Here is a 22,282-nt window from a genome sequence, read left to right on the forward strand (position 1 = left end):
AATTGATGATTCACTTTTTGATTAGTTCTTGGGCAGCTAACGCCAAACCCGCGGGTGTAGGTTCACTGGCAATCGCATCCACTGGCAAACCCGCTTGGCGCAGTGCCTGCGCTGTTGGCTGGCCAATAGCAATGTTTTTCACGCCCTTGACCGGCAAGTCACCGGTCAGTTCAACAAAACGCCGCACGATGCTTGGTGCGCTGAAAACCACTAGGTCAAACCGTCCGAGGTTCACGGCGATCTCCTGTGGTGCAAGTACTTGCGCCGCGGCAGGCACCTGGCTGGTGCGTAAGGGGACTGCCCCGCTCGGTGCGCCAACGGTCTGGTAAGCCACAACCTCATCGAGTCGATGGCCAGCCAGTCCTGCGGCAAGAGTAGAGCTGGCAAGATCCCCATGTGGGTAGAAAATTTTCTGGCCTGGGTCCAGGTGCCATTGCTCCACCATCCCGGCCGCGGACTGCTCCGTGGGTACAAAATCTGAGTCAACACCCAAACGCTGTTTGGCAACCGCCGCGGTTTTTGTTCCAACAGAAGCAACCTTCAGTCCGCGTGGCAGCTCTTTTCCGTCGAGGATCGTAGCGATGACCTCAACGGTATTGACCGAAGTGAGCACCAACCACTGATACTCCCCGGCGGCTAACGAGTGAATCGAGCGGCGCAATTCGCTCAGATCCTGCGGCCAGACGGTTTCGATCAGCTGGGCAGAGAACGATTCAATGCCCAGCTTTTCAAATTCCCGCACGGTGGCGGAGGCTCGCGCCGCCTCGCGCAGGATTAGTGCCTGATGACCCATGTATAACCGCTTAGACCAAACCCGCGACGACCGCGGCGCCGTCGGCGATCATCGACTCGGCGAGACTTCGTCCAAGTTCTTGGGCGGCTTGCACCGAAAGCCCGTCACTTTGAGCGCTCCGGCGCATGGTTTCGGAACCGTCCGGGTTACAGGCAACAGCTTCCAAGATCAGTGTCTGTCCCTCCACCCGAGCCAGTGCACCAATCGGAGCTGCGCACCCTGCCTCCAAGGCAGACAATAGTGCGCGTTCGGCTTCCACCTGCATACGTGTGGGCAGGTGGTCCAAGTCCGCAAGTGCCTGATCCAAAGCCGGATGATCCGAACCGGTGCTGCGCACTTCCAAGGCGAGGGCGCCCTGCCCGGGAGCTGGCAGCATGATCTGCGGGTCCAGATATTCGGTGATGTACTTATCCAAACCCAAGCGGCGCATCCCGGCCGCAGCCAAAATCACCGCGTCCAGATCGCCCTGCACACTTCGCCCGACACTGCCATCATCTTGGGTATTCCCAATCCCCTTGACCCGGCCAAGCCGGGTGGGGACGTTGCCACGAATATCGATAATCTGGAAGTCCTGACGGAAAGCTAATAGCTGGGCCGCACGGCGTGGTGACCCGGTGCCGATTTTTGCCCCTTCGGGCAGCTCGGAGAGTTTCAGACCATCGCGGGCGCACAATGCGTCACGCACGTCTTCACGTTCTGGAATAGCAGCCAACACCAGACCTTCAGGCTGCTTGGTCGGTAAATCCTTCAAGGAGTGCACCGCCAAATCGCATCCGGAATCCAGCAGATGCTGGCGCAATGCAGCCGCGAAGACTCCGGTCCCGCCCAATTGTGACAGTGGGCCGGTGATCACGTCGCCTTCGGTCTTCACCAAAATAGTTTCAACCGCCAGCCCGGAGGACTGTGCCAATCTTTTAGCTGCCCACCCGGTTTGCGTGGTCGCAAGCGCGCTGCCACGCGTTCCTACACGAAATGTCTCGCTCATGGCGCAGGCACCCCCACTTCTGAATCGACGCCGGCGATGGTGGGACGCAAGGTTCCATCCAGCGCGCGCTTTTCACAACAATTCGGACGGCACACATCAAACCATGGTCCGCCCGCCACCACGCTGATCCGTCCGTCGCGCAAGGCTTCGCCAGTGGCATCGGCCAAACGCTCTTCAACCAGATCCACCAGCCCAGAAACGAAGGCATGGTGCGTGCCAGGAGTCGCAGCCCGGCTAAAGGCCAGGCCAAGCTGGGCGCAACTGTCCTTGGCTTCGGTGTCTAAGTCCCAGAGCACTTCCATGTGATCGGAAATGAAGCCAATCGGGACCACAACAACACCGGCTACTCCGGCGGCCGCATCGGCCTCAAGTGCATCATTAATGTCTGGTTCCAGCCACGGCACGTGGGGTGCACCGGAACGTGACTGGTACACCAGGCTGTGTTCCAAGCCCTGTGCTTCGGGTACGTTGGCCAAAATATGTGCTGCTACTGCACGGTGTTGCGCGGTGTAAAGATTTTCGCTCGCCGCGGCACGTAATTGCTCAGGACCAGCAGCGTTAGCGTCCGACATTGGAATCGAGTGAGTCACAAAGACGATCTTGATCTTCGCGTCGCTTTGCTTCTTTGCGCTCAGTTGCGCACGAACCTCGGCTAACGAGGTGCTCAGTGCCTCGATGAACGGCTGCACAAAGGCAGGCGTATCAAAGAACTGGCGCAACTTGTCAACTTCGAGCACACCTTCCAGGCCGGTCTCGCGTAAGCCCATGCCCAAATCTTCGCGGTACTGGCGGCATGCCGAATACCCGGTATAGGCACCGGTGCCCATCAGCAGCACCTTACGGTGCCCATCGGCTGCGATGTTCTTCAGCGTGTCGTTGACGAACGGGTGCCAGTTGCGGTTGCCCCAGTACACCGGAATGTCGATATTTCGCGCTGCCAGTTCGGCTTCCAACGCGGCAAGCAATGCCCGGTTCTGGCCGTTTATCGGTGAAATCCCACCGTTTTTACGGTAGTGCACCGCGACTTCTTCAAGGCGCTCGTCGGGGATTCCACGGCCTGCGGTGACGTTGCGCAGGAATGGGATCACGTCGTCTTGACCTTCGGGACCTCCAAAAGAGGACAGCAGGATCGCGTCGTAGGCCTTAGGGATCATTTGACCGTTGGCGTCGTAGCCGGTGCGTGGATCGAAATCCTGGGTCACTTCAAGACCTCGATGGCCTGGGTGGCCGAGATCCGGCGTCCGGTGTAGAACGGGGTTTCTTCGCTGACGTGGTGGCGTGCTTCGGTGTAACGCAAGTGACGCATCATGTCGACCAGGTCGATCATGTCATCGGCTTCCAGGCAGATCTGCCACTCAAAGTCGCTGAAGGAGAACGCTGCCACGGTATTAGCCAGCACGTTAGGGAATTCGCGTCCAAGCATGCCGTGGTCGCGTAGCATCTTGCCACGTGCCGCAGGATCCATGGTGTACCAGTCGTGGGAGCGGACGAATGGGTAAACAGTCATCCAGCCCTTCGGATCCACACCGCGGGAGAAGGCCGGCGAGTGGTCCTTGGAGAACTCGGCTTCTCGGTGCACTGCCATCGTGGAGTACACAATCTCGGTGCCGGCAAGCAATGCACTGCGGCGGACCTTGCGCATCGATGCCTGCAGCAATTCAGCTGCCGGACCGTGCATCCAGACCATAATGTCGGCTTCTTCGCGCATCAGCGACACGTCGTAGATGCCGCGGACAACCGCACCGGAGTCGGCAAGTTCCGCGATGAGCGAGTCAAACTCGGTGGCATCAGCCGCGCCCAGTTCCACCTTGGCGGAACGCTTGAACACGGTCCACAGGGTGTAGAACATGGTCGGGTTTTCTCCGGCGGCCTCACGGTCTCGCATGACCGGCGAATTATGCTGTGGTACGTAGCTCACTGAGGTTTTCTCCTTGATCATCTGATCTAAATTAAGCGGTAATCTCGAAAATTAGCGGGCGCTAATGGCAACGCTGCGGCGCGTGTGGCCGATGACTCTGGCCAACCCGGTGCCGGCAAGCCATGCCCCCACCACATCCAAACCATCAAAATCTTGTACTGCGGCGTTGAGCTGAGCGCGGCGTGCGCTCGCTTCCTCGCCCTGCAACGGGACCATGTCGTTGAAACGCGATATAGCGCTGCCCACCACATCGTCCTGGTTCAATTGAACACCTAGAATCTTTGAAGCATCTTTGATGGCCTGCTCCAGCAATGCGTGGGTATCCCCTGATTCAACGATTGGCTCATGTTGTCCGATACGCCCAAAGGACAGCCGAACCACATGAGTTCCGGGTCCCGACTGCTCGGCGAGCCAAGGCCATTTGGCGCTGGCGTGAGTCAGCGCCTTGGCGACAACGGGTGCGTTCTGCGCAACTAATGCCCCTGATCCCCGCGGTGCCTCATCAAGTTCTGGCTTATCGACCACCAGCACTACCAAGGCGACGGAGTTCGACACTGCCTCGGAGCTGATGCGCTTTGAATCTTCAAACATCGGGTTGAGCAGATTCAGCGCGGCTTGCGCTTCGGTAGCGATAACCACCCGGTCCGCGGTGAGTTCTTGGCCAAGGCTGTGCACCTTGTACGGGTGCTGCGCTTGAGGATCATGATCGATTTTGCTGACCGGAGAGTTCGCTACCAGCGCCACTGATGCTGCAGTCAGCTGTTCGGTGAGCGTGGTGACCAGCGTGTACATGCCGCCATCAAGTCCAGCGACGCGTGATCCTGCCGGTGCGTCGCCTTGGAGTTTGGCGACCGCTTTAGCCAGCGAGCCGGTCTCTTGCATTGCGGCGCGGAGCCCAGGGGCGGCCGCGTCGATGTCGATGCGCGCCGGATCTGTGGAATAGACGCCGTTGACCACTGGGGCTACTAGGGCATCAAGGACACCCTGCCCCATCCGGTGACGGACGACCTCGGCCAGGGAGAGTTTTTCTGTGGCCCATTTTTTGGGCATGGGAGTGACTAGATCCGCCGCCGCGCGCACCGTGGCGGCACGGCCGATGATGCGACGCACGTCGTCGTTGCGCACCTGCGCTGGGATCCCCATTAATGAGGTGGCAGGCAATGGATTAGCTACGAGGCTTTCGCCGTCACCCTGAATCAGCCAAGCCCCGACACCGGTGGTTGGCGTGATTTTCTCACTCAGGTCCAGCTCGTCGAGGTAGGAAACCACCGTGCCTCCGCGCACCGCGAAAGACTCGGCGCCTGCGTCGATATTCAACCCGGCAACTTCTACCCGGCGCAGACATCCACCAAAGCTTGATGCCGCTTCAAGGACGGTGACCCGGTATCCGGTCTGGCGCAGTTCGCGGGCGGCAACCAGCCCGGCGATGCCGCCGCCGACCACGATGGCGTGTGGTGTTTGCGGATCGGTGACTCGATCTTTTGTTGTGCGGGATTCGGCCGCGGAACGTACCTTTTCCAGTAGCCGCAGTGCATGGGCCGCCGTGTCTGAGGCGAGGTCGCGCCGTGCCTTGGTGGCTGGACGCTCGCTTGGTTTTTCTGACGCCGGGGAGTTGCGCTGATTCCTGGTCATATACGCTGCACCTTCCACATTCACCTCGATGTTCGCCTTGTTTCTGACTGCGCCGAGATTACCGGCGCCGTCAGAAACAAGGGTGATCTGTCTATAACACCTAGCTTAGTCCTGCGTGGTTAGAGCGAATGAATGAGTTCAACCACACGGGTGAGTACCGTCGGATCGGTGGTCGGGGGTACACCGTGGCCAAGGTTGACCACATGGCCGCGTGCCTTCGCACCGCTGGCGACCACCTGACGAACATGTGCCTCGAGCACTTCCCAAGGAGCAGAGAGCAATGCAGGGTCAATATTTCCCTGAACCGAGACGCTCTGGCCTAGGCGTTCAATGGCGGTTTCCAGAGGAATCCGGTAGTCCACGCCGACGGTGTCAACGCCCGAATCGCGCATAGCGGTGAGCAGTTCACCGGTTCCGGTACCAAAGTGAATCAGTGGCACCCCGGTATCACGCACGAAGTCCAACGCACGCGAGGAGTACGGGGCGACAAACTTCTGGTAATCAGGCAGGGACAGGGAACCTGCCCACGAGTCGAAGAGTTGCGCGGCCGAAGCGCCGGCTTCCACCTGCGCGCGGAGGAACTTGCCTGAAGCGTCTGCGGCCCAGTTCATCAGCTTGTCCCAGACTTCTGGTTCGGCATGCATCATGGTGCGTGGACCTAGATGGTCGCGGCTTGGCTTGCCTTCAACCATGTAGGCGGCGACGGTGAAGGGGGCACCGGCGAAGCCGATCAGCGGAGTGCTGCCCAGCTCTGCAACGGTCAAGGCCACCGCTTCACGGATTGGGTCTAACGATTCATCGGTGAGTTCTGGCAGATTATCCACGTCTTCTGCGGTGCGGATTGCCTTGTCCAGGACTGGGCCAACACCGGGAACGATATCCACGCCAACGCCTGCAAGTCGCAATGGAATCACAATGTCGGAGAAGAAGATGCCCGCGTCGACCTTGTGGCGGCGTACTGGCTGCAGCGTAATTTCGCTGGCCATTGCCGGGTCCAGACAGGAATCGAGCATGCTCACACCTTCGCGGAGCTTGAGGTATTCAGGCAGTGAACGCCCTGCCTGGCGCATGAACCACACCGGGTGGTGGCTCGGGGTGCGTCCAGTTAAAGCTTGGATCAAAGCGGAATCGGAGGTACGTCCATCAACGAAGGGATGGTTCTGCGACAGAGTCATGTTTCAATCATGCCAACTCTGGAGCGCAAAAGGCCATTTACTCCGTTCACCGACAGATGAAGGTGAGCAACATAACTGCGTGAAAATACGTGATCTTAGGTTCGCCTGCGTTGTTTGGACCCCTATTTCGGCCTACTCTGGGGACATTGTGGTTTTCTTATCTCTTGTTGCATCGCATTCACAGCTCGATTTGGAGACCGTGGCACAACTTAGCGCCTCGGCCAACGGGCTAGCCGCCGCCTCTACCAATGGGTCGGCGGTGATTAATGGCGCCGTCGTGCTGGCGACATGCAACCGTTTTGAGGTTTACGCCGACGTGGAGAACGTCGAAGAAGCAACCGAGCAGCTGGTCAACGAACTAGCTGCGAATACCGAGCTCTCCGCAGATTTCCTCACTCGCCGACTGACCGCACTAGAAGGCGAACCGGTAATCAGCCATCTCTTCTCGGTGGGAGCCGGACTAGACAGTGCTGTCGTGGGAGAACGCGAAATCGCCGGTCAGGTTCGCCGCGCTCTGACCCAGGCGCAGCAAGAAAAAACCACCACCAGCAACCTCACCCGACTTTTCCAGAACGCCACACGCGCTGCGAAGGATGTTGGAAGTCGGACGCAACTTGGTTCACAGGGCAAGTCGGTCGTGTCGGTCGCCTTAGACCTCGCCGAAGAACTGATGAACGAAAACCGCAGCTGGGAAGACCAGGACATTGTCTTGTTCGGTACCGGCTCGTATGCCGGCGCAACCATCGCATTGCTCAAGGAACGTGGAGTGAAGCGCATCAGCGTGTACTCGCACTCCGGACGCGCCGCCGATTTCACCGATAAGCGTGGCGGTTTCCCGTTGAGCAACGAACAGTTGCCACAGGCACTGCGTGAATCAGATGTCATCATCGGTTGTTCCGGTGGCGGAAATCGCTTGGATAGTGCGGCCCTGACCGAACTGCGCGTCAAGGGCCAGTCACTGATCGCCATCGACATGGCGCTCACCAATGACTTTGACCCGGCCTTGGCGCAACTCGACGGCGTGGATCTAATCACCCTCGAATCGGTGCGCATGGCCGCGCCGACCGAACAGGCTCTGGCCGTGCATGACGCGACCAGGATCGTGAGTCAGGCTGCCAGAGAGTTCTCCGCTTCTCAGCGCGAACGCGAAGCCGATCACGCGATCATCGCTTTGCGGGCACACACTAAAACAGTCCTCGACTCCGAGGTCGCTAAGGTCCGTGCCCAGCACGGTTGTACCGCCGCCGCCGAAGAAGTTGAACTGGCTATGCGTCGGATGATGCGCCAGCTGCTCCATGTCCCCACCGTGCGTGCACGGGAGTTGGCTGCCCAAGGCCGTACCGACGAATATGTCGCAGCCTTGGAGACACTCTACGGTCTTGATCTGAGCGAGCCACTTGGCAATACCGCCGCGCTTAGCACCCCTACCGTACAGTCCCCCTCGGCTGAAGCTGCCAGCTGTCCGGCAGTACCTGCCGAACAAAGCGCATAAGCGCAATAGACACCCTGCGTTTACCGGCGCTTTTTTCCTCGCAACATGGAATACTACTTGCTAGTAGGAGCTGGTTTTACGTGCGGACAACTCGCATGTGGCTTTCGCACACGGCAGGTTGAAAGGTCAAAATCATGGCGGATCTTGGGGAAATAAAAAGTCCACGCACGCAACGAATGCCTCGTGAAGCGCGACGTCGCCAGTTACTTCAAGCAGCTCATCAGGTCTTCGTAGCCCATGGTTACCATGGCGCCTCAATGGATGAGATTGCTGAAGTTGCACTGGTTTCCAAACCAGTTCTCTACCAGCATTTCCCTGGCAAGCGCGAGCTCTACCTAGCCCTCTTGGATTCGCATCTCGCCGACTTCACAAAGCTGCTCGACGATGCCATCGCCTCAACCGACGATAACCGGCAACGAGTCTTCGAGACGATTAACACCTATTACCAGTACATCAAGCGTGAGTCCCAGGCGTATCGGCTCATTTTTGAATCAGACGTACTTTCCGATCCACTCATTTCCGCGCGTATCGAAGAGTTCAATAATGCTCTGGCCGTTTCCATTTCGAAGGTCGTCGTCAAAGACACCGACCTGAATGAAGATGAAGGATTATTGATTGGCCGCGCGCTAGCCGGGCTGTCACAGGTTTCCGCACGTTACTGGGCCACCAGCGAGGAACCGGTTGATCAAGAAACCGCGGTGGATCTGATCTCACGTTTAGCTTGGCGCGGAATTTCACGGTTCCCGAAGGAAAACTAGTTAGATTTGTTTTAGAGGCCCCCAGACGGGACTCGTAATTCTTTCGAGAGGATCATTGACAATCATGGAAATCCGGATTGGTATTCAGAATGTAGCCCGTGAAGTCGTACTCGAATCCGAGCTGAGCAACGCCGAAGTGAATGAGGCCGTCTCCAAGGCGATCTCCGAGGGCAGCGTGCTATCGATGAAGGATCCTAAGGGCCGCGAGGTGCTAATCCCCGCAGCCGGAATCGCCTATGTCGAGGTTGGTCCCGAAGAGACCCGTCGCGTGGGTTTCGCGCACTAGAGAATCTTTAGCTTCACCCCTCGTGGTCGTTCCAATATTTGGGGCGGCCACGAAGCGTTTAAGCGTGCTTCACATCACATATTTGTGATAATCCTAGATATGTGACTAATCCACGGATCCATAGCCCTCGCAAACATGCCGCCGTCAACCTGGACGAGCTACTGCTCGCACTGGAAAAGGAACTTGAAGTTCCCGCGCCCTTTGACCAAGCCGCGTTAGCCGCCGCCGAGGAAGCGGTAGCCAACGTAGCTCCTGCGCCTAATGACGATACGGCACTCCCGTTTTTCACCATTGATCCCGAAGGCGCCACCGATCTGGACCAAGCGATGTACCTAGAACGCACCGGCGAGGCATACGTGGTGAACTACGCTATCTCCGACGTTCCGGCGTTTGTGCAACTGGGCAGCACACTGGATGAAGTCACCAGATCACGCGGTCAGACTTTTTACCTACCGCACCGCAAGGTCAGCCTGCACCCGCCGTTGATCTCTGAAGATCAAGGTTCGTTGCTTGCCGGACAGGTACGCCGAGCCTTCCTGTGGCGCATCACCTTGGATCACAGCGGCGCAATAACCGACGTTGCGCTCACCCGCACCATGATCAAATCCCGCGAACAACTCGATTACCACACGGCCCAGCAAAAATTAGACGCTTCCCAGGGCGGCGAGCAATTAGAGCTCCTTGCCGAAATTGGTGCACTGCGCATCAAACAAGAACGCCTGCGCGGCGGCGCATCACTGAACCTTCCGGATCAAGAAGTCGAACCGGAAGCCAACGGTTACAAACTCGTCAGCGGCCAACCCTTGCCGTTGGAAGATTACAACGCCCAAATTTCCTTGCTCACCGGAATTGCCGCGGCACGCATCATGCTCGATCACGGCACCGGAATCTTGCGCACCATGCCCGCGCCAAATGACAAAGACCTCGCCGAATTTACCGAGCAGACCCGCCTCCTTGGCTGCCCTTGGGACCGGAAACTCAGCTATGGCGAGTACCTGCGCACCCTAGACGTTAACGATCCGCGGCAGCTGGTGATCATGCACCGGGCAGCATCGCTTTTCCGCGGAGCCGACTACGAGGTAATCAACGGCCAGGACGAAGCGGACTTGGAGCAGGCGGCAATTGCAGCACCCTACGCGCACACCACCGCGCCGCTGCGCCGGTTGGTGGATCGCTTCGTCCTGCTATGTTGTGATCTGCAGGCAAACAACCAGCCAATTCCCGAAGAGCTCAATGCAGCCTTGGAACAGCTGCCAGGACTAATGCGTGAAAGCTCCATCGCGGCGAACCGCGTCTCCAACGCGGCCATCGATCTGATCGAAGCGTATGTGCTGCAGCACCGTATCGGGGAAAAATTTGAGGCAATAGTGCTCCGCGAAGCCACAGGGGCACATAATGGCGACCCGGAGCAGGGCGAGGCTAAAAGCCGGCCGGGCAATTTGCAGCTGGTCAGCGAACCGATCACCGGACAGTTCACCGGCAGCGCTATGCCAGGCACCTTGGTGAGCGCGGTACTGCGCCTTGCCGATCCGGCCACACGCAAGATCATGTTCGACATTCTGCCCTAGACCCGCCAGCCTACGGGAAACCGGTGGATACCGGCTATGCTTGGGCTATCACTATTTAGGATGCCCGGTCGCACCGTGCTGAACGACGAGAACAGTTTCGTGGTGACTTCCCAGCGGTCACCATCCCGACATCCGCCCTTGGTGGCAGATGACGTGTATGACGCGATCGGCTCCGCTGGACCCGCACCGGTAAGGTGACCGCCCCCTGAACGTTCAGGGCTGGCAACACAGATACCGGTGCCACAAATGAAACGAGAACACACACATCGTGACCGACACGACGCTATCGACCGAACAGGTCGAACTCCCCGAACCAATCGATACCGCCGAGGTTGAATTACCTAAGCAGACCTTCTCCGAGCTCAAGGTCCGCGACGACATCGTCGCTTCGCTGCTCGAAGCCGGTATTGAATATCCATTCCCGATCCAGGCGCTTACCCTTCCGGTGGCCCTCGGCGGCAACGACATTATCGGCCAGGCCAAGACCGGTACCGGCAAAACTCTCGGCTTTGGTATCCCCGCCTTGCAGCGTGTCATCCGCGAAGGCGACAAAGGTTACGCCGACCTGCCATTCCCCGGCGCACCACAGGCACTGATCGTGGCTCCAACGCGCGAGCTGGCCATCCAGGTCGGCGCCGATTTGGCTCAGGCTTCGAAGCACTCGAACATTTCGATCACCACCATTTACGGTGGCCGTCCCTACGAAGAGCAGATCAATGCGCTCAAGGCGGGCACCGACGTCATCGTCGGCACTCCGGGACGGCTGATCGATCTGAATCGTCAGCGTGTACTGAACCTCAAGCAGATCAAGACCGTGGTCCTCGACGAGGCCGATGAGATGCTGGACCTAGGCTTCCTGCCAGATGTTGAACGCATCCTGGCCGCGTTGCCACCGGTGCGTCAGGCAATGCTGTTCTCCGCCACCATGCCCGGCGCCGTCATCACCATGGCACGGCGCTACATGTCGCGCCCCACCCACATTCGTGCCACCGACCCCGGGGATGATGAGTCGCTGACCAAGCGCAACATCCGCCAGCTGGTCTACCGCGCACACAATCTGGACAAAGATGAGATGGTCGCCCGCATGCTGCAGGCCGAAGGCCGCGGCAAGACGATCATTTTCACCCAGACCAAGCGTTCGGCTGCAAAGCTCACCGATGAACTCATCGATCGCGGTTTCAATGCTGGTGCATTGCACGGCGACCTGGGCCAGGGAGCCCGCGAGCAGTCGCTGAAGGCTTTCCGCGCAGGCAAGGTAGAAATCCTTGTCGCCACGGACGTGGCAGCCCGCGGTATCGACGTGGATGACGTCACCCACGTGGTCAACCTGCAGTGCCCTGATGATGAGAAGACCTATCTGCACCGCGTGGGACGTACCGGCCGTGCCGGTAACGACGGCATCGCCGTCACCTTCGTGGACTGGGATTCGGTACCTCGATGGTCGTTGATCAACAAGGCACTGGGCCTGAATGTGCCAGAACCAGTAGAGACCTACTCCTCTTCGCCGCACTTCTTTGCCGACCTGGATATTCCTAAGGGAACCAAGGGCCGTTTGCAGCGTGCCAAGAAGACCGCACCTGCAGAGGGTGACGGTTCGCCACGTCGCGACCGCAGTGAGCGCAGTGAGCGCAGCAGCGAGCGCGCCCCACGCCGCCGCAGCAGTGGTAACCGAAGCCGCACGCGCACCGTAGAAGGACAGCAGCCAGCAGAAGATGGCGCTAACCGCCACGGCCATTCCAAGGGCAAGCAAGACCGCCCGGCTCGTGAAGGCGAACGCCACCGCCACACCAATCAGCCGGAGAGCCAGTCAGGCGATGACGCAGGCTCCGAGAAGTCGGCCAGCGAACGCCGTCGACCACGCCGCCGCACGCGTAGCACCGAGGGTGGAACGCAGGACTAATCGGTTCTTAGTTTCTCTTCTTCTTCCGAAAGGATCGCGTACCCACGGTGCACGCTCAACCGCACAATTCCGCTTTGCCTGAAACCGGTGTGCCTGCAGTAACTGCTGGCATGCCGGCTCAAGAAAACACCGTGTTGCATGGTGACAATATGAAGGCTTTGTCGGCGTTACCTGACGAATCTTTCACCCTGATCTATGTCGACCCGCCGTTTAACACCGGCAGGAAACAGACCCGAGCACAGCGCACCATGGTGCGCGCCGCCGAGGGCGAAGGAGACCGCGTAGGTTTTAAAGGCCTGTCTTACAACACCGAGCTGGGTTCTGCCCGCTCGTACCACGACAGCTTTGATGACTACCTCAGCTTCATCGAACCCAGGCTTTTGCAGGCGTACCGGTTGCTTGCCGAAGACGGCACGCTGTATGTGCATCTGGATTACCGCGAGGTGCACTACGTCAAGGTGCTGCTGGACCAGATATTTGGTCGAGAGAACTTCTTGAACGAATTGATCTGGGCCTATGATTATGGGGCAAGGGCTAAGAGCAGGTGGCCGGCTAAACACGACACCATCTTGGTCTACGTGAAAAATGTGAAAAAGTACCACTTCGATTCGGCTGAGGTGGACCGCGAACCATATATGGCTCCCGGTCTAGTCACCCCAGAGAAGCGCGCCCTGGGCAAACTTCCCACCGACGTCTGGTGGCACACCATTGTTTCGCCCACGGGCAAGGAGAAGACCGGTTATCCCACGCAGAAACCCGAAGGTATTCTGCGTCGGATTATCGCCGCATCTTCACGCCCCGGAGACTGGGTTCTGGACTTCTTTGCAGGTTCCGGCACTACCGGAGCGGTGGCAGCCAAGTTGGATCGACGCTTTGTGTTGATCGATCAGAACCCGGAAGCCATCGAGGTGATGCGTTCCCGACTACCGGAAACCACCACCTACAGCGAAGCCTGAGATCCGCTTCCTGCGTCAAGAATTCGTTGTAACATGTCCGGCTCGGTGAGATTCTCACCGAGCCGGTTCAGTTTTCCAGCCCCGTGATAGTCCGAGGAACCGGTGATAATCAGATCATTTTTCTTGGCCAGAGAAGTCAGGAATTTTTTTCCTTCTTCGCTGTTGTCCCGGTGGTGAATCTCCACTCCTGCGAGGCCTGCATCGATCATGTCGTGGAAAGTTTCCTCGGGAACCACGCGACCGCGCAGGTTCGCCATGGGGTGGGCAAAAATCGGCACTCCCCCGGCTTCGAGAACTAAACGCACCGCGTCGCGTGGATCAATGGCCGGGTGGGAGACGTAATAGCGTGAACGCGAAGACAAGATATTGGCAAATGCGTCATTGCGGCTTTCCACTACCCCGGCGGTGACCAAGGCGTCGGCGATATGCGGTCGGCCCACCGTGGCACCTGGCTGGCAGTGAGCGGAGACCAAATCCCAGCTCACCGGGTAGTCTTCGGCAAGTCGCTCAACAATACGCTGGGCGCGGATCACCCGTGAATTACGCGAAATTTCTAGTTCATTGAGCAACGGCAGGTATTCCGGGTCTTGCAGATAGCACAGCAGGTGCACGCTGATCCCCTGATGGTCCTGACAGGTGATCTCCATGCCGGGGATAAAACCCACACCAAGCTTTTGCGCCGTCGCCCGCGCTGGGGCCCACCCGGCGGTTTGATCATGGTCGGTCAGGGCCACCACATCCAAGCCCGCCTGCGCCGCAGCCTCGATCAGCTCTTCGGGGCGCTGGGTCCCATCGGAAACATTTGAGTGGGTGTGCAGGTCAATTCGCATATGACTAGATTAGCGCGACCGGTGGCACTTTGCCCGGAGGCCCGAATCGGTGACACACTAAGAAGTATGACCAATCAAGTTTCTTCGCCTTCGGGCAATGACCAGCCGCTCGAAGATCGTGTCAACAATCGTTCCCAGCGCCCCACCTCGGATGTTTTCAAAACTTTCATGGCTTCAGCTTGGGCTCCAGACACCTCACCGCTTCCAGCAGAAGATCCTGCAGCAAGCTTTGCAGCCACCCGCCGTGCAGCGCTTTCCGCACAGTTCCCGGGCGAACGCCTGGTCGTTCCTGCAGGCCCAGCCAAGGTTCGTTCCAACGACACCGATTACCGTTTCCGCCCGCACTCGGCCTTCGCACACCTGACCGGGCTAGGCGTAGATCACGAACCAGACGCCGTACTGGTTTTGGAGCCTACCGATGACGGCGCCGGAGATCAGGGTGGCAACCACGCCGCGACGCTGTACTTCGCCCCGATGGCAGGGCGTGACTCCTCAGATTTCTACCTCGACTCCCGTGCCGGTGAGTTCTGGGTGGGCCCACGTCCAACTCTTTCCACCATGTCTGCACGAACCGGAATGCCTACCGAGTCCTTGGACATGCTGGAAAATGCGCTCACCAAGAACTCTGGCCCACAGGCGCTGGGCGGTATCCGCCTGCGTCTAATGCGCGAAGTTGATCTCAACGTCGAAGCATTAGTCGACACCTCCCGGATTAATACCGGACAGGATCTTGAGTCCAGCGACGCACTTGATAACGAACTTTCAGAATTCGTTTCCGAGCTGCGTCTGGTCAAGGATGAGTACGAAGTAGCCGAACTGCAGAAGTCGGTTGACGCCACGATCGCCGGATTCGAAGATGTCGTGCGCAACCTCGACGCTGCCATCGCCCACAAGCGTGGCGAACGCATCGTTGAAGGTACTTTCTTCGCCCGCGCCCGGCTAGAGGGCAATGAACTGGGCTACGACACCATCGCTGCCTCGGGCAACAACGCGACGATTTTGCACTGGATCCGCAACACCGGTTCGGTCAGCGAAGGTGAAGTGCTCTTGCTCGACGCCGGCGTTGAAGCAGAGTCTTTGTACACCGCGGACATCACCCGTTCCCTGCCGGTCTCCGGTAAGTACACCGAGGTGCAGCGCAAGGTCTACCAGGCCGTACTAGACGCGGCTGATGCCGCCTACGCAGCGGTTCGTCCGGGACTAAAATTCCGCGACCTGCACGTCATTGCCACCACGGTCTTGGCCGAACGCCTGCAGGACTGGGGGCTGCTCCCAGTTTCCCTGGAAGAGGCGCTGTCCCCCGAAGGCCAGCACCACCGCCGCTGGATGCCACACGGAACCAGCCACCACCTCGGGCTGGATGTCCACGACTGCGCTCAGGCACGCGCGGATCTCTACCTTGACGCGGAGCTCGTCGAGGGCATGGTCTTCACCATCGAGCCAGGACTGTACTTCAAGAACGAAGACCTCGCGATTCCAGAGGAATACCGCGGGCTTGGCGTACGCATTGAAGACGACATCTTAGTTACCGCCGATGGTGCGGTGAACCTTTCGGCAGCGCTTCCACGCAAGCCTGAAGAGGTTGAGGCCTGGATGGCAAAACTTCGCAGCTAATCGCACGTCGCCTCGCAGCAAAACGATGGGCGGTTCAGAGTCTCTGTGAGATTCTGAACCGCCCATCATTTTGTTATTCTTCAGCTCATTGTCCGGGAACAAAAGTAGTTCTGGCAACGTCAAAGCCCGCCATGAAATCATTCATGGCGGGCTTTGACGTTGCTGGAGTTTACTGCTGTTTTGGTTCTTCCGAAGACTTAGTGTCGTCGTCCGGCTCGGCTGGCGCCTGGGCCGCTTCAGGGTTCACCGCAGGCTGGGCAACCGTCGGCTCGGCGGCTGCAACATCGGCGTTCTGCGGCTGTTCCGGGGCTGCCGGTTTTGGTTCATCAACTCGCACACCATAACGTGGGCGGCCATCGGGAAGATCGTTAAACTGGCTGGTTGGCGCGGGCTGCGCCGTGGTAGTTTGGGCCGGGGCCTGCACTCCATCGGTAGTCACCGGGGGCTGCGGCTGCGCCGGGGCCACCGGCGGCTGAACCGGTTGAACCGGCTGCTGCGCTGGGGAAGCCTGCTGCGGGCGCATTGGCAGCTGGGAGGCCATCTGACGGGCGGCCTGCGCGTGTTCAAAGTCGACGACTACGTCGAAGCTCGTGGCGACAAATTTGCTTGAGGACGCGAAGTCACGCTTACCGCGACGGGTGGAATACGACACCACACCGGCGATCATCCAGATCGCCATGCCTAGGCCGATGGCCGAGAGGATCTGGTACAAACCATTTCCTGTGCCGCCAAATAGTGAGAGCAGCAATCCCACAAACAAACCCATCATGCCGCCCTGAGCTGCACCGGCCAAGGCCACCTTAGGGTAGGACAATTTGGCGGTCACCCGCTCCACGGTGCGCACGTCGTTACCGACGATGGTCACCGCAGATACTGGGAAGTTATTATCTGCAAGATAGTCCACCAGTTTCTGGGCATCCAGGTAGCTGGTGTAGCGCCCAAGCAGTTCGCCACGGGGCAAACCGTTGGGGCTGATTGAATTTACTCCATGCGGCGAGGTCATACCTATATTGTGCACTCTCTTACTGTGAGCAGGCCAAGTTGCGCACCAACTATCGCTGAGGGTGAAAGATTAGGCGTATTTCACGTGGCTCAGCACACCACCAACCGGCCTCTAGCACGCTAGGCTAGAACGGTGAGCGCACAAGTGTCTAAAATCTTTGTCGCCCGGCTGCTCGGGCTGGATGTCTTCGACCCCTTAGGCGACCGTCTAGGTAGGTTACGCGACGTCGTTGTCGTTTCGCGCGGCCCGCAGAAGGCCCCAGCCTGCGTTGGTGTCGTCGTAGAGGTGCCCGGCAAACGTCGCGTTTTTGTGCCCATGACACGAATCCAATCCATGGAATCCACACAGATCATCTGCTCTGGTCTGGTCAATATGCGTCGTTTCCAGCAGCGCGGGCAGGAAATGCTCGTCGTGGCCGAAATATTCGACCGTACGGTAACCTTCGTGGACGCCTCGGGCCGCGGACTGATTGAAGATGTCGGACTGACTCAGACCCGGCGTGGCGACTGGGAAATCAACGAATACTACGTGCAGCGGATCGAAACGACCAACACACTGTTGGGGTTGCGTAATCGACGACGTAATAAGGTGCTCGTTTCTTGGGAAGATGTGCGTCACGGTGCCCAAAGCGAACCGCAATCGGCGGATAACTTCGTAGCCACTCACGATGAGATGAAGGCAGCTGACTTCGCCGACGCCCTGCACGAGATGACCGGTAAACGTCGTCTTGAGGTTGCAGCCCACCTGCAAGATGATCGTCTTGCCGATGTGCTGCAGGAACTCCCAGACCGTGAACAGGTTGAGATCCTCTCCGCGCTGAGCCTTGAACGCGCCGCAGACGTGCTCGAAGAAATGGACCCGGATGACGCGGCCGACCTGTTGGCGGAGGTTTCCGAAGATACCAAACACCAACTGCTGGAATTGATGAACGAGGAAGAAGCCGAAGACGTGCGCCGTCTGCTGGCCTACCCCGAAGGTACCGCCGGCTCGGTGATGACCCCGGTTCCCGTGATCCTCACCCCGGAGGCCTCGGTCGCCGAGGCTTTAGCCTCGGTACGTATGGAAGAGCTTAGTCCCGCGTTGGCATCCACCGTGTACGTGGTGCGCCCGCCCTTGGAGACTCCCACCGGACGGTACTTAGGCCAAGTTCACATCCAGGCACTGTTGCGTGCTGCTCCCCCGGAACCGCTGGGCGATATTCTTGATAAAGAACTTGAGCCTATGTCTGACTTATCCAGCATTACCGATGTGGTCCGCCATCTGGCCACATATAACCTCACCTCGGTGGGCGTGGTCAACAACGAAGGTCGCCTCGTCGGTGCCATCACCGTCGATGACGTGTTGGACCACATTCTTCCCGATGACTGGCGCTCAGCGGACTAAGCCTCTCATCTTCAGCATTTTCGATCGGTTGTAAAGGAGTTCACCCCATGGCCGAACAGCGCAAGAGCAACGGACTGGATACTCCTCTTTCGGCACGGAGTCGTTTCTGGCCGAAGTTCAATCCGGATCCCGACATGTTTGGTTCCGCGACGGAGAAGTTCGCCCGCTTCATGGGCACCCCGCAATTCCTGTTCTATATGACGATCTTCTGTGCCTTCTGGCTGATCTGGAATACCGCGGCCCCCGAGGCCTGGCGCTTTGACGATGCGGCGATTGGTTTTACCGCGCTGACGCTGATGCTCTCCTTGCAGGCTTCTTACGCGGCTCCACTGCTGCTGCTTGCACAAAACCGCCAGGATGACCGTGACCGTGTCTCGCTCAGTGAAGACCGCAACCGTGCGGAACGAAACCTCTATGACACTGAGTACCTGACCCGGGAACTTGCGTCGCTGCGTTTGGCCATGCGTGACGTTGCCACCCGTGACTATGTCCGTTCGGAGCTTCGCAATGTGCTCGAAGAACTCTTGGAAACCGCGGACGGCGAAGAACTGCATCTGCGTGCCAAAAGGAAAAACAAGCACAGCTCACCTAATACCGGTCTGATCGACACCGTCGATTCGAACCGCTCCCAGCATCGGAAGGGCAATAACTAGTGACTGATTCGGCGGCTTTACGCCGTGCACTTGATACCGTCATCGACCCCGAGCTGCGCCGGCCCATCACAGAACTGGGCATGGTTGAATCTGCGCAGCTGCATGATGGTACGGCAAAGGTCAAAGTATTGCTGACGATTGCCGGGTGCCCGATGCGCTCAACCATCGAATCCGATGTCACTACCGCGGTCGCAGCGGTAGCCGGAGTGCAGCAGGTCGAGGTCACCTTAGGTGTAATGGATCCGCACCAGCGTGCCGAACTGCGCGATCGGCTCAAGGCCAAACGCACAGTCTTCTCCGATCCGGATTCGCTGACCCGAATTATCGCGGTGGCCAGTGGCAAGGGCGGGGTGGGCAAGTCATCTGTCACCGCAAACCTGGCCGCAGCCATGGCGGCGAACGGGCTCAAAGTTGGGTTGATCGACGCCGACGTGCACGGCTTCTCGATTCCATCGCTGATGGGCATCACCCAGCCGCCCACTCGAGTGGATGAGATGATTCTGCCTCCGGTAGCGCACGGCGTGAAGGTCATCTCCATCGGCATGTTCTTGGATTCAAACCAGCCGGTGATCTGGCGTGGCCCGATGCTGCACCGTGCGTTAGAACAGTTCCTCACCGATGTGTACTTTGGTGATCTGGACGTACTGCTTTTGGATTTGCCCCCGGGCACCGGAGACATGGCGATCTCCGTATCCCAGCTCTTGCCTAACAGTGAATTGCTGGTCATCACTACCCCGCAATCTACTGCCACCGCGGTGGCCGAGCGCGCCGGGACCATCGCCTTGCAGACCAAACAAAAGGTCATTGGCGTGGTGGAGAATATGAGCTACCTCCGCCTGCCTGATGGAAGCAAGATGGAGATTTTTGGTAGCGGCGGCGGTGGGCGGCTCAGCGAGTCGCTAAGCAGCCAGCTAGAGTATATGGTTCCACTGCTGGCGCAGTTGCCACTGGAAGTGGCGGTCCGGGTAGGTTCCGATGAAGGTGTCCCGGTGGTACTGAGCACCCCTGAATCTCCGGTGGCTCAATCATTGCGTGAACTGGCAATTAAACTAGGACAGCGACCACGCGGGCTTGCCGGGCGATCGCTGCCAATGTCGTTCTAATAAATCTTTAGGTTGCTTCAGTATCAAAGGGTGCTGGCTCATTGTTAGCCAAGGGCTGCTGTTCCTGTGGAGCTATCGCCGTGCGGACCGGAGCTGCTTGCACGGCCGGGGCTCCCTTGGCCGCACTGACTGCGTCATCAAATTCATCGATCAGCGCCTCTTTGATGATCCGCCGCGGATCATATTGCCGCGGATCCAGTTTGCGCCAATCTATGTCGGCAACCTCGTCGCCGACTTCCTCGCGCAGCTGCTCTTTGGCGCCATTGGCCATCCTGCGAAGTTCCTTGACAAGATTCGCCAGTTTTTTGGCATACTCGGGAAGCTTCTCGGGACCCAAGATGACTACTGCGAGTACGGCGAGAATGATGAATTCTCCGCCATTAATTCCAATAAACTCCACGTATGAAAGATTACCTTGTCGGCTTCAAATGGTCGAAATCACCGCGCCATGGCAGGTGACTTATGCTTAGCCCTGCTGTGCGGTGCGCAAGCCGAGTGGGATTCGCGGCAGGCTCACCGTCAGCGGGACAGGGTTTGCCGGGTTACGGTGCGCTAATGCGTCACGCAACATGGCCCGCCCGCGGTGAATTCGTGAGCGTACGGTACCCAATTTGACGTTGAGAATTTGTGAGACTTCTTCGTAGGAGAACCCCTCCATATCGCACAATACGATCGCTGCACGGAAATCTGGGGCGAGCGCCTTGAGAGCTCTGGCCACGTCCACATCTAAGTTGTTAAATTCAAAGTCCCGCTCGGGGGTAACCGCGCTACTGGGGAAACGGTCTTCGGCACCTTCGGCAAAACGGTCAAAACGAATCTTTGACTTACGGCGTGCCTGATCTAGAAACAGATTGGTGGTGATGCGATGCAGCCATCCACCCATGGTGCCGGGAGTGTATTTTTCAAGCGCATTAAACGCGCGAACAAAGGCTTCTTGTGAAAGGTCTTCGGCGTCCTGACGATTACCGGTCAAACGGTAGGCCAAACGAAAGACCTGCTGACCATGGTCCAAGACCATCGCATCCCATGAAGGAGTTTCGGTTTCGGGACCATCGGCGGAGGCGCTGAGCTGACTTCTAAGCGTATTCACTCTTCTAGTGTTACCCGGGAAGCTGAGCTGAAGCTAAGAATCCCCTGCGCGCAGGCCAGCAATTCGGCCAACACGCACCGCTCAAGGTAGGTACGATGGTTCCCGGAGCAACCTACACTCAACCTGCAAGGACCACACACTCATGCCATCGATGAATCCCGAACTCCTCGCTAGCTGGGGCTTCAGCCAGAACCAGCGTCTTGAGCGTGATCATGTACTCGCGGCCCGCGAACGTGCCGCAGATCTTGGAGTTGGCTGCATCGACCCGGCAGGTCGGTCCATGCTTACGTTGTTATGCACACTGCGCGCACCACACAGCATCGTGGAGATCGGTTCGGGTGTCGGTGTAGCCTCGATGGCCATGCTTGAAGCCATGGGCGCCACCGGAACGCTGACAGCCATCGAATCAGATCTGGAACACGCTAATGCGATGCGCCAGGGCTTGCGCGATGCAGGCATTCTCTCTGCACGCGTGCGCATCATCAACGAACGCGCTGAGAATGTGCTCTCCAGACTCGCTGACCACGCCTACGATTTGGTACTCATCGACGCCAGTGCCGAAAACCTCTTGGATTATGTGGCCGAAGCTAAGCGCCTGGTGGGAGCTAACGGCGTTATTATCTTGAACAATGCCTTTGATGAGCACCGTTTGGCTCGCCCTGCGGTAAGGCGCGCTTCGACCGTGGCTACCCGCGACGCGCTGCGTTTGCTTCGCGAAGATCCGAAGCTGCAAACTCATCTCTTCCCGAGTGAACAGGGCTTATTCGTCGCTACGGTGATTGCCGGGCACAAAGCGCGGTAGGCAACTCGTAAATCCCGTTAACGGGAAATAGCTAAGGACCGGTTCGCGAACCGGTCCTTAGCTATTTAAGTTTTATTCAGTGACCCCAACTAGACAGTTACGCAGTTCTGCAGCTTCTGCACTATTCAGCTCCACTACTAGACGCCCGCCGCCATCGATTGGCAACCGTAAGATGAGGCTTCGGCCCTCTTTAGTTACTTCCATCGGCCCGTCACCGGTACGTGGCTTCATCGCAGCCATATGAGCTGTTCCCTTCGTCCGTGGCTAACGCGCGCAACATGTATTTGCTTTGCGCACAACCCAATGTCTAAGTCCACCTTCTGCGATGATTCGTCGCTGAT

The 22,282-nt window shown here is 58.4% G+C and carries 22 protein-coding genes; 11 read left to right on the forward strand and 11 right to left on the reverse strand.

Going from position 1 to position 22,282, the window contains the following annotated elements; all coding sequences use genetic code 11:
- Positions 1 to 10: 10 nt before the first annotated feature.
- The 6 genes from VJ369_RS05510 to hemE all read right to left on the reverse strand — a co-directional run bounded on the left by VJ369_RS05510 (position 11) and on the right by hemE (position 6,503).
- Positions 11 to 793 carry a uroporphyrinogen-III synthase gene (locus tag VJ369_RS05510; RefSeq protein ID WP_324091107.1) on the reverse strand — a complete coding sequence of 261 codons (783 nt, stop codon included), beginning with the start codon at positions 791 to 793 and terminating at the stop codon, positions 11 to 13.
- Between the two features lie 10 nt (positions 794 to 803).
- The gene (gene hemC / locus VJ369_RS05515) at positions 804 to 1,778 is read right to left on the reverse strand and encodes a hydroxymethylbilane synthase (protein ID WP_324091108.1); all 975 of its coding nucleotides are present in this window, start codon (positions 1,776 to 1,778) and stop codon (positions 804 to 806) included.
- On the reverse strand, positions 1,775 to 2,980 hold the full coding sequence (locus VJ369_RS05520; RefSeq protein WP_324091109.1) for a ferrochelatase: 1,206 nt from the start codon (positions 2,978 to 2,980) through the stop codon (positions 1,775 to 1,777). Before VJ369_RS05520 ends, hemC begins: the two co-directional genes overlap by 4 nt.
- Complete coding sequence (gene hemQ / locus VJ369_RS05525) at positions 2,977 to 3,663, reverse strand: hydrogen peroxide-dependent heme synthase (protein ID WP_324091195.1); 687 nt, start codon at positions 3,661 to 3,663, stop codon at positions 2,977 to 2,979. The genes VJ369_RS05520 and hemQ overlap by 4 nt, the downstream gene beginning before the upstream one ends.
- Before the next feature lie 84 nt (positions 3,664 to 3,747).
- Positions 3,748 to 5,328, reverse strand: a complete 1,581-nt coding sequence (gene hemG, locus VJ369_RS05530) for a protoporphyrinogen oxidase (RefSeq protein ID WP_324091110.1) — start codon at positions 5,326 to 5,328, stop codon at positions 3,748 to 3,750.
- Between the two features lie 119 nt (positions 5,329 to 5,447).
- On the reverse strand, positions 5,448 to 6,503 hold the full coding sequence (hemE, locus tag VJ369_RS05535; RefSeq protein ID WP_324091111.1) for a uroporphyrinogen decarboxylase: 1,056 nt from the start codon (positions 6,501 to 6,503) through the stop codon (positions 5,448 to 5,450).
- Positions 6,504 to 6,651: 148 nt separating this feature from the next.
- Between hemE and VJ369_RS05540 the strand changes: the two genes are divergently transcribed.
- The 6 genes from VJ369_RS05540 to VJ369_RS05565 all read left to right on the forward strand — a co-directional run bounded on the left by VJ369_RS05540 (position 6,652) and on the right by VJ369_RS05565 (position 13,463).
- Complete coding sequence (locus VJ369_RS05540; protein WP_324091112.1) at positions 6,652 to 7,995, forward strand: glutamyl-tRNA reductase; 1,344 nt, start codon at positions 6,652 to 6,654, stop codon at positions 7,993 to 7,995.
- A 134-nt stretch (positions 7,996 to 8,129) separates the two neighbouring features.
- Positions 8,130 to 8,753, forward strand: a complete 624-nt coding sequence (locus VJ369_RS05545) for a TetR/AcrR family transcriptional regulator (RefSeq protein WP_324091113.1) — start codon at positions 8,130 to 8,132, stop codon at positions 8,751 to 8,753.
- Between the two features lie 64 nt (positions 8,754 to 8,817).
- On the forward strand, positions 8,818 to 9,039 hold the full coding sequence (locus tag VJ369_RS05550) for a DUF3107 domain-containing protein (RefSeq protein ID WP_105675182.1): 222 nt from the start codon (positions 8,818 to 8,820) through the stop codon (positions 9,037 to 9,039).
- Positions 9,040 to 9,140: 101 nt separating this feature from the next.
- The gene (locus VJ369_RS05555) at positions 9,141 to 10,607 is read left to right on the forward strand and encodes an RNB domain-containing ribonuclease (protein WP_324091114.1); all 1,467 of its coding nucleotides are present in this window, start codon (positions 9,141 to 9,143) and stop codon (positions 10,605 to 10,607) included.
- 268 nt (positions 10,608 to 10,875) lie between these two features.
- Positions 10,876 to 12,507: a DEAD/DEAH box helicase gene (locus tag VJ369_RS05560; RefSeq protein WP_324091115.1), complete on the forward strand. Its 1,632-nt coding sequence runs from the start codon at positions 10,876 to 10,878 to the stop codon at positions 12,505 to 12,507.
- 110 nt (positions 12,508 to 12,617) lie between these two features.
- Complete coding sequence (locus VJ369_RS05565; protein WP_105676104.1) at positions 12,618 to 13,463, forward strand: DNA-methyltransferase; 846 nt, start codon at positions 12,618 to 12,620, stop codon at positions 13,461 to 13,463.
- On the opposite strand, the gene VJ369_RS05570 is transcribed toward VJ369_RS05565, so the two are convergent.
- Positions 13,448 to 14,293, reverse strand: a complete 846-nt coding sequence (locus VJ369_RS05570; protein WP_324091116.1) for a PHP domain-containing protein — start codon at positions 14,291 to 14,293, stop codon at positions 13,448 to 13,450. The genes VJ369_RS05565 and VJ369_RS05570 overlap by 16 nt on opposite strands.
- A 66-nt stretch (positions 14,294 to 14,359) precedes the next feature.
- On the opposite strand from VJ369_RS05570, the gene VJ369_RS05575 reads away from it, so the two are divergent.
- On the forward strand, positions 14,360 to 15,907 hold the full coding sequence (locus VJ369_RS05575) for an aminopeptidase P family protein (RefSeq protein WP_324091117.1): 1,548 nt from the start codon (positions 14,360 to 14,362) through the stop codon (positions 15,905 to 15,907).
- A gap of 169 nt (positions 15,908 to 16,076) precedes the next feature.
- On the opposite strand, the gene VJ369_RS05580 is transcribed toward VJ369_RS05575, so the two are convergent.
- Positions 16,077 to 16,910: a general stress protein gene (locus VJ369_RS05580; RefSeq protein WP_324091118.1), complete on the reverse strand. Its 834-nt coding sequence runs from the start codon at positions 16,908 to 16,910 to the stop codon at positions 16,077 to 16,079.
- A 132-nt stretch (positions 16,911 to 17,042) separates the two neighbouring features.
- On the opposite strand from VJ369_RS05580, the gene VJ369_RS05585 reads away from it, so the two are divergent.
- The 3 genes from VJ369_RS05585 to VJ369_RS05595 are packed head-to-tail and all read left to right on the forward strand — an operon-like array spanning position 17,043 to position 20,049.
- Positions 17,043 to 18,293, forward strand: a complete 1,251-nt coding sequence (locus VJ369_RS05585) for a magnesium transporter MgtE N-terminal domain-containing protein (RefSeq protein ID WP_324091119.1) — start codon at positions 17,043 to 17,045, stop codon at positions 18,291 to 18,293.
- Between the two features lie 47 nt (positions 18,294 to 18,340).
- Positions 18,341 to 18,946: a DUF1003 domain-containing protein gene (locus tag VJ369_RS05590; protein ID WP_324091120.1), complete on the forward strand. Its 606-nt coding sequence runs from the start codon at positions 18,341 to 18,343 to the stop codon at positions 18,944 to 18,946.
- The gene (locus VJ369_RS05595) at positions 18,946 to 20,049 is read left to right on the forward strand and encodes an Mrp/NBP35 family ATP-binding protein (protein ID WP_324091121.1); all 1,104 of its coding nucleotides are present in this window, start codon (positions 18,946 to 18,948) and stop codon (positions 20,047 to 20,049) included. Before VJ369_RS05590 ends, VJ369_RS05595 begins: the two co-directional genes overlap by 1 nt.
- Positions 20,050 to 20,056: 7 nt before the next feature.
- On the opposite strand, the gene VJ369_RS05600 is transcribed toward VJ369_RS05595, so the two are convergent.
- Together VJ369_RS05600 and sigE are read right to left on the reverse strand one after the other, a co-directional pair.
- Positions 20,057 to 20,449 carry a sec-independent translocase gene (locus tag VJ369_RS05600; RefSeq protein WP_324091122.1) on the reverse strand — a complete coding sequence of 131 codons (393 nt, stop codon included), beginning with the start codon at positions 20,447 to 20,449 and terminating at the stop codon, positions 20,057 to 20,059.
- A 66-nt stretch (positions 20,450 to 20,515) separates the two neighbouring features.
- A complete protein-coding gene (gene sigE / locus VJ369_RS05605; RefSeq protein ID WP_096255980.1) occupies positions 20,516 to 21,139 on the reverse strand; it encodes an RNA polymerase sigma factor SigE in 624 nt (207 codons plus the stop codon).
- A 142-nt stretch (positions 21,140 to 21,281) separates the two neighbouring features.
- On the opposite strand from sigE, the gene VJ369_RS05610 reads away from it, so the two are divergent.
- Positions 21,282 to 21,941 carry an O-methyltransferase gene (locus VJ369_RS05610; RefSeq protein WP_324091123.1) on the forward strand — a complete coding sequence of 220 codons (660 nt, stop codon included), beginning with the start codon at positions 21,282 to 21,284 and terminating at the stop codon, positions 21,939 to 21,941.
- A gap of 72 nt (positions 21,942 to 22,013) precedes the next feature.
- Here VJ369_RS05610 and VJ369_RS05615 read toward each other — a convergent pair whose 3' ends face one another.
- The gene (locus VJ369_RS05615; RefSeq protein WP_096255978.1) at positions 22,014 to 22,181 is read right to left on the reverse strand and encodes a DUF3117 domain-containing protein; all 168 of its coding nucleotides are present in this window, start codon (positions 22,179 to 22,181) and stop codon (positions 22,014 to 22,016) included.
- Positions 22,182 to 22,282: the final 101 nt, after the last annotated feature.

This window comes from Glutamicibacter sp., assembly GCF_035257265.1.
GTDB lineage: Bacteria > Actinomycetota > Actinomycetes > Actinomycetales > Micrococcaceae > Glutamicibacter.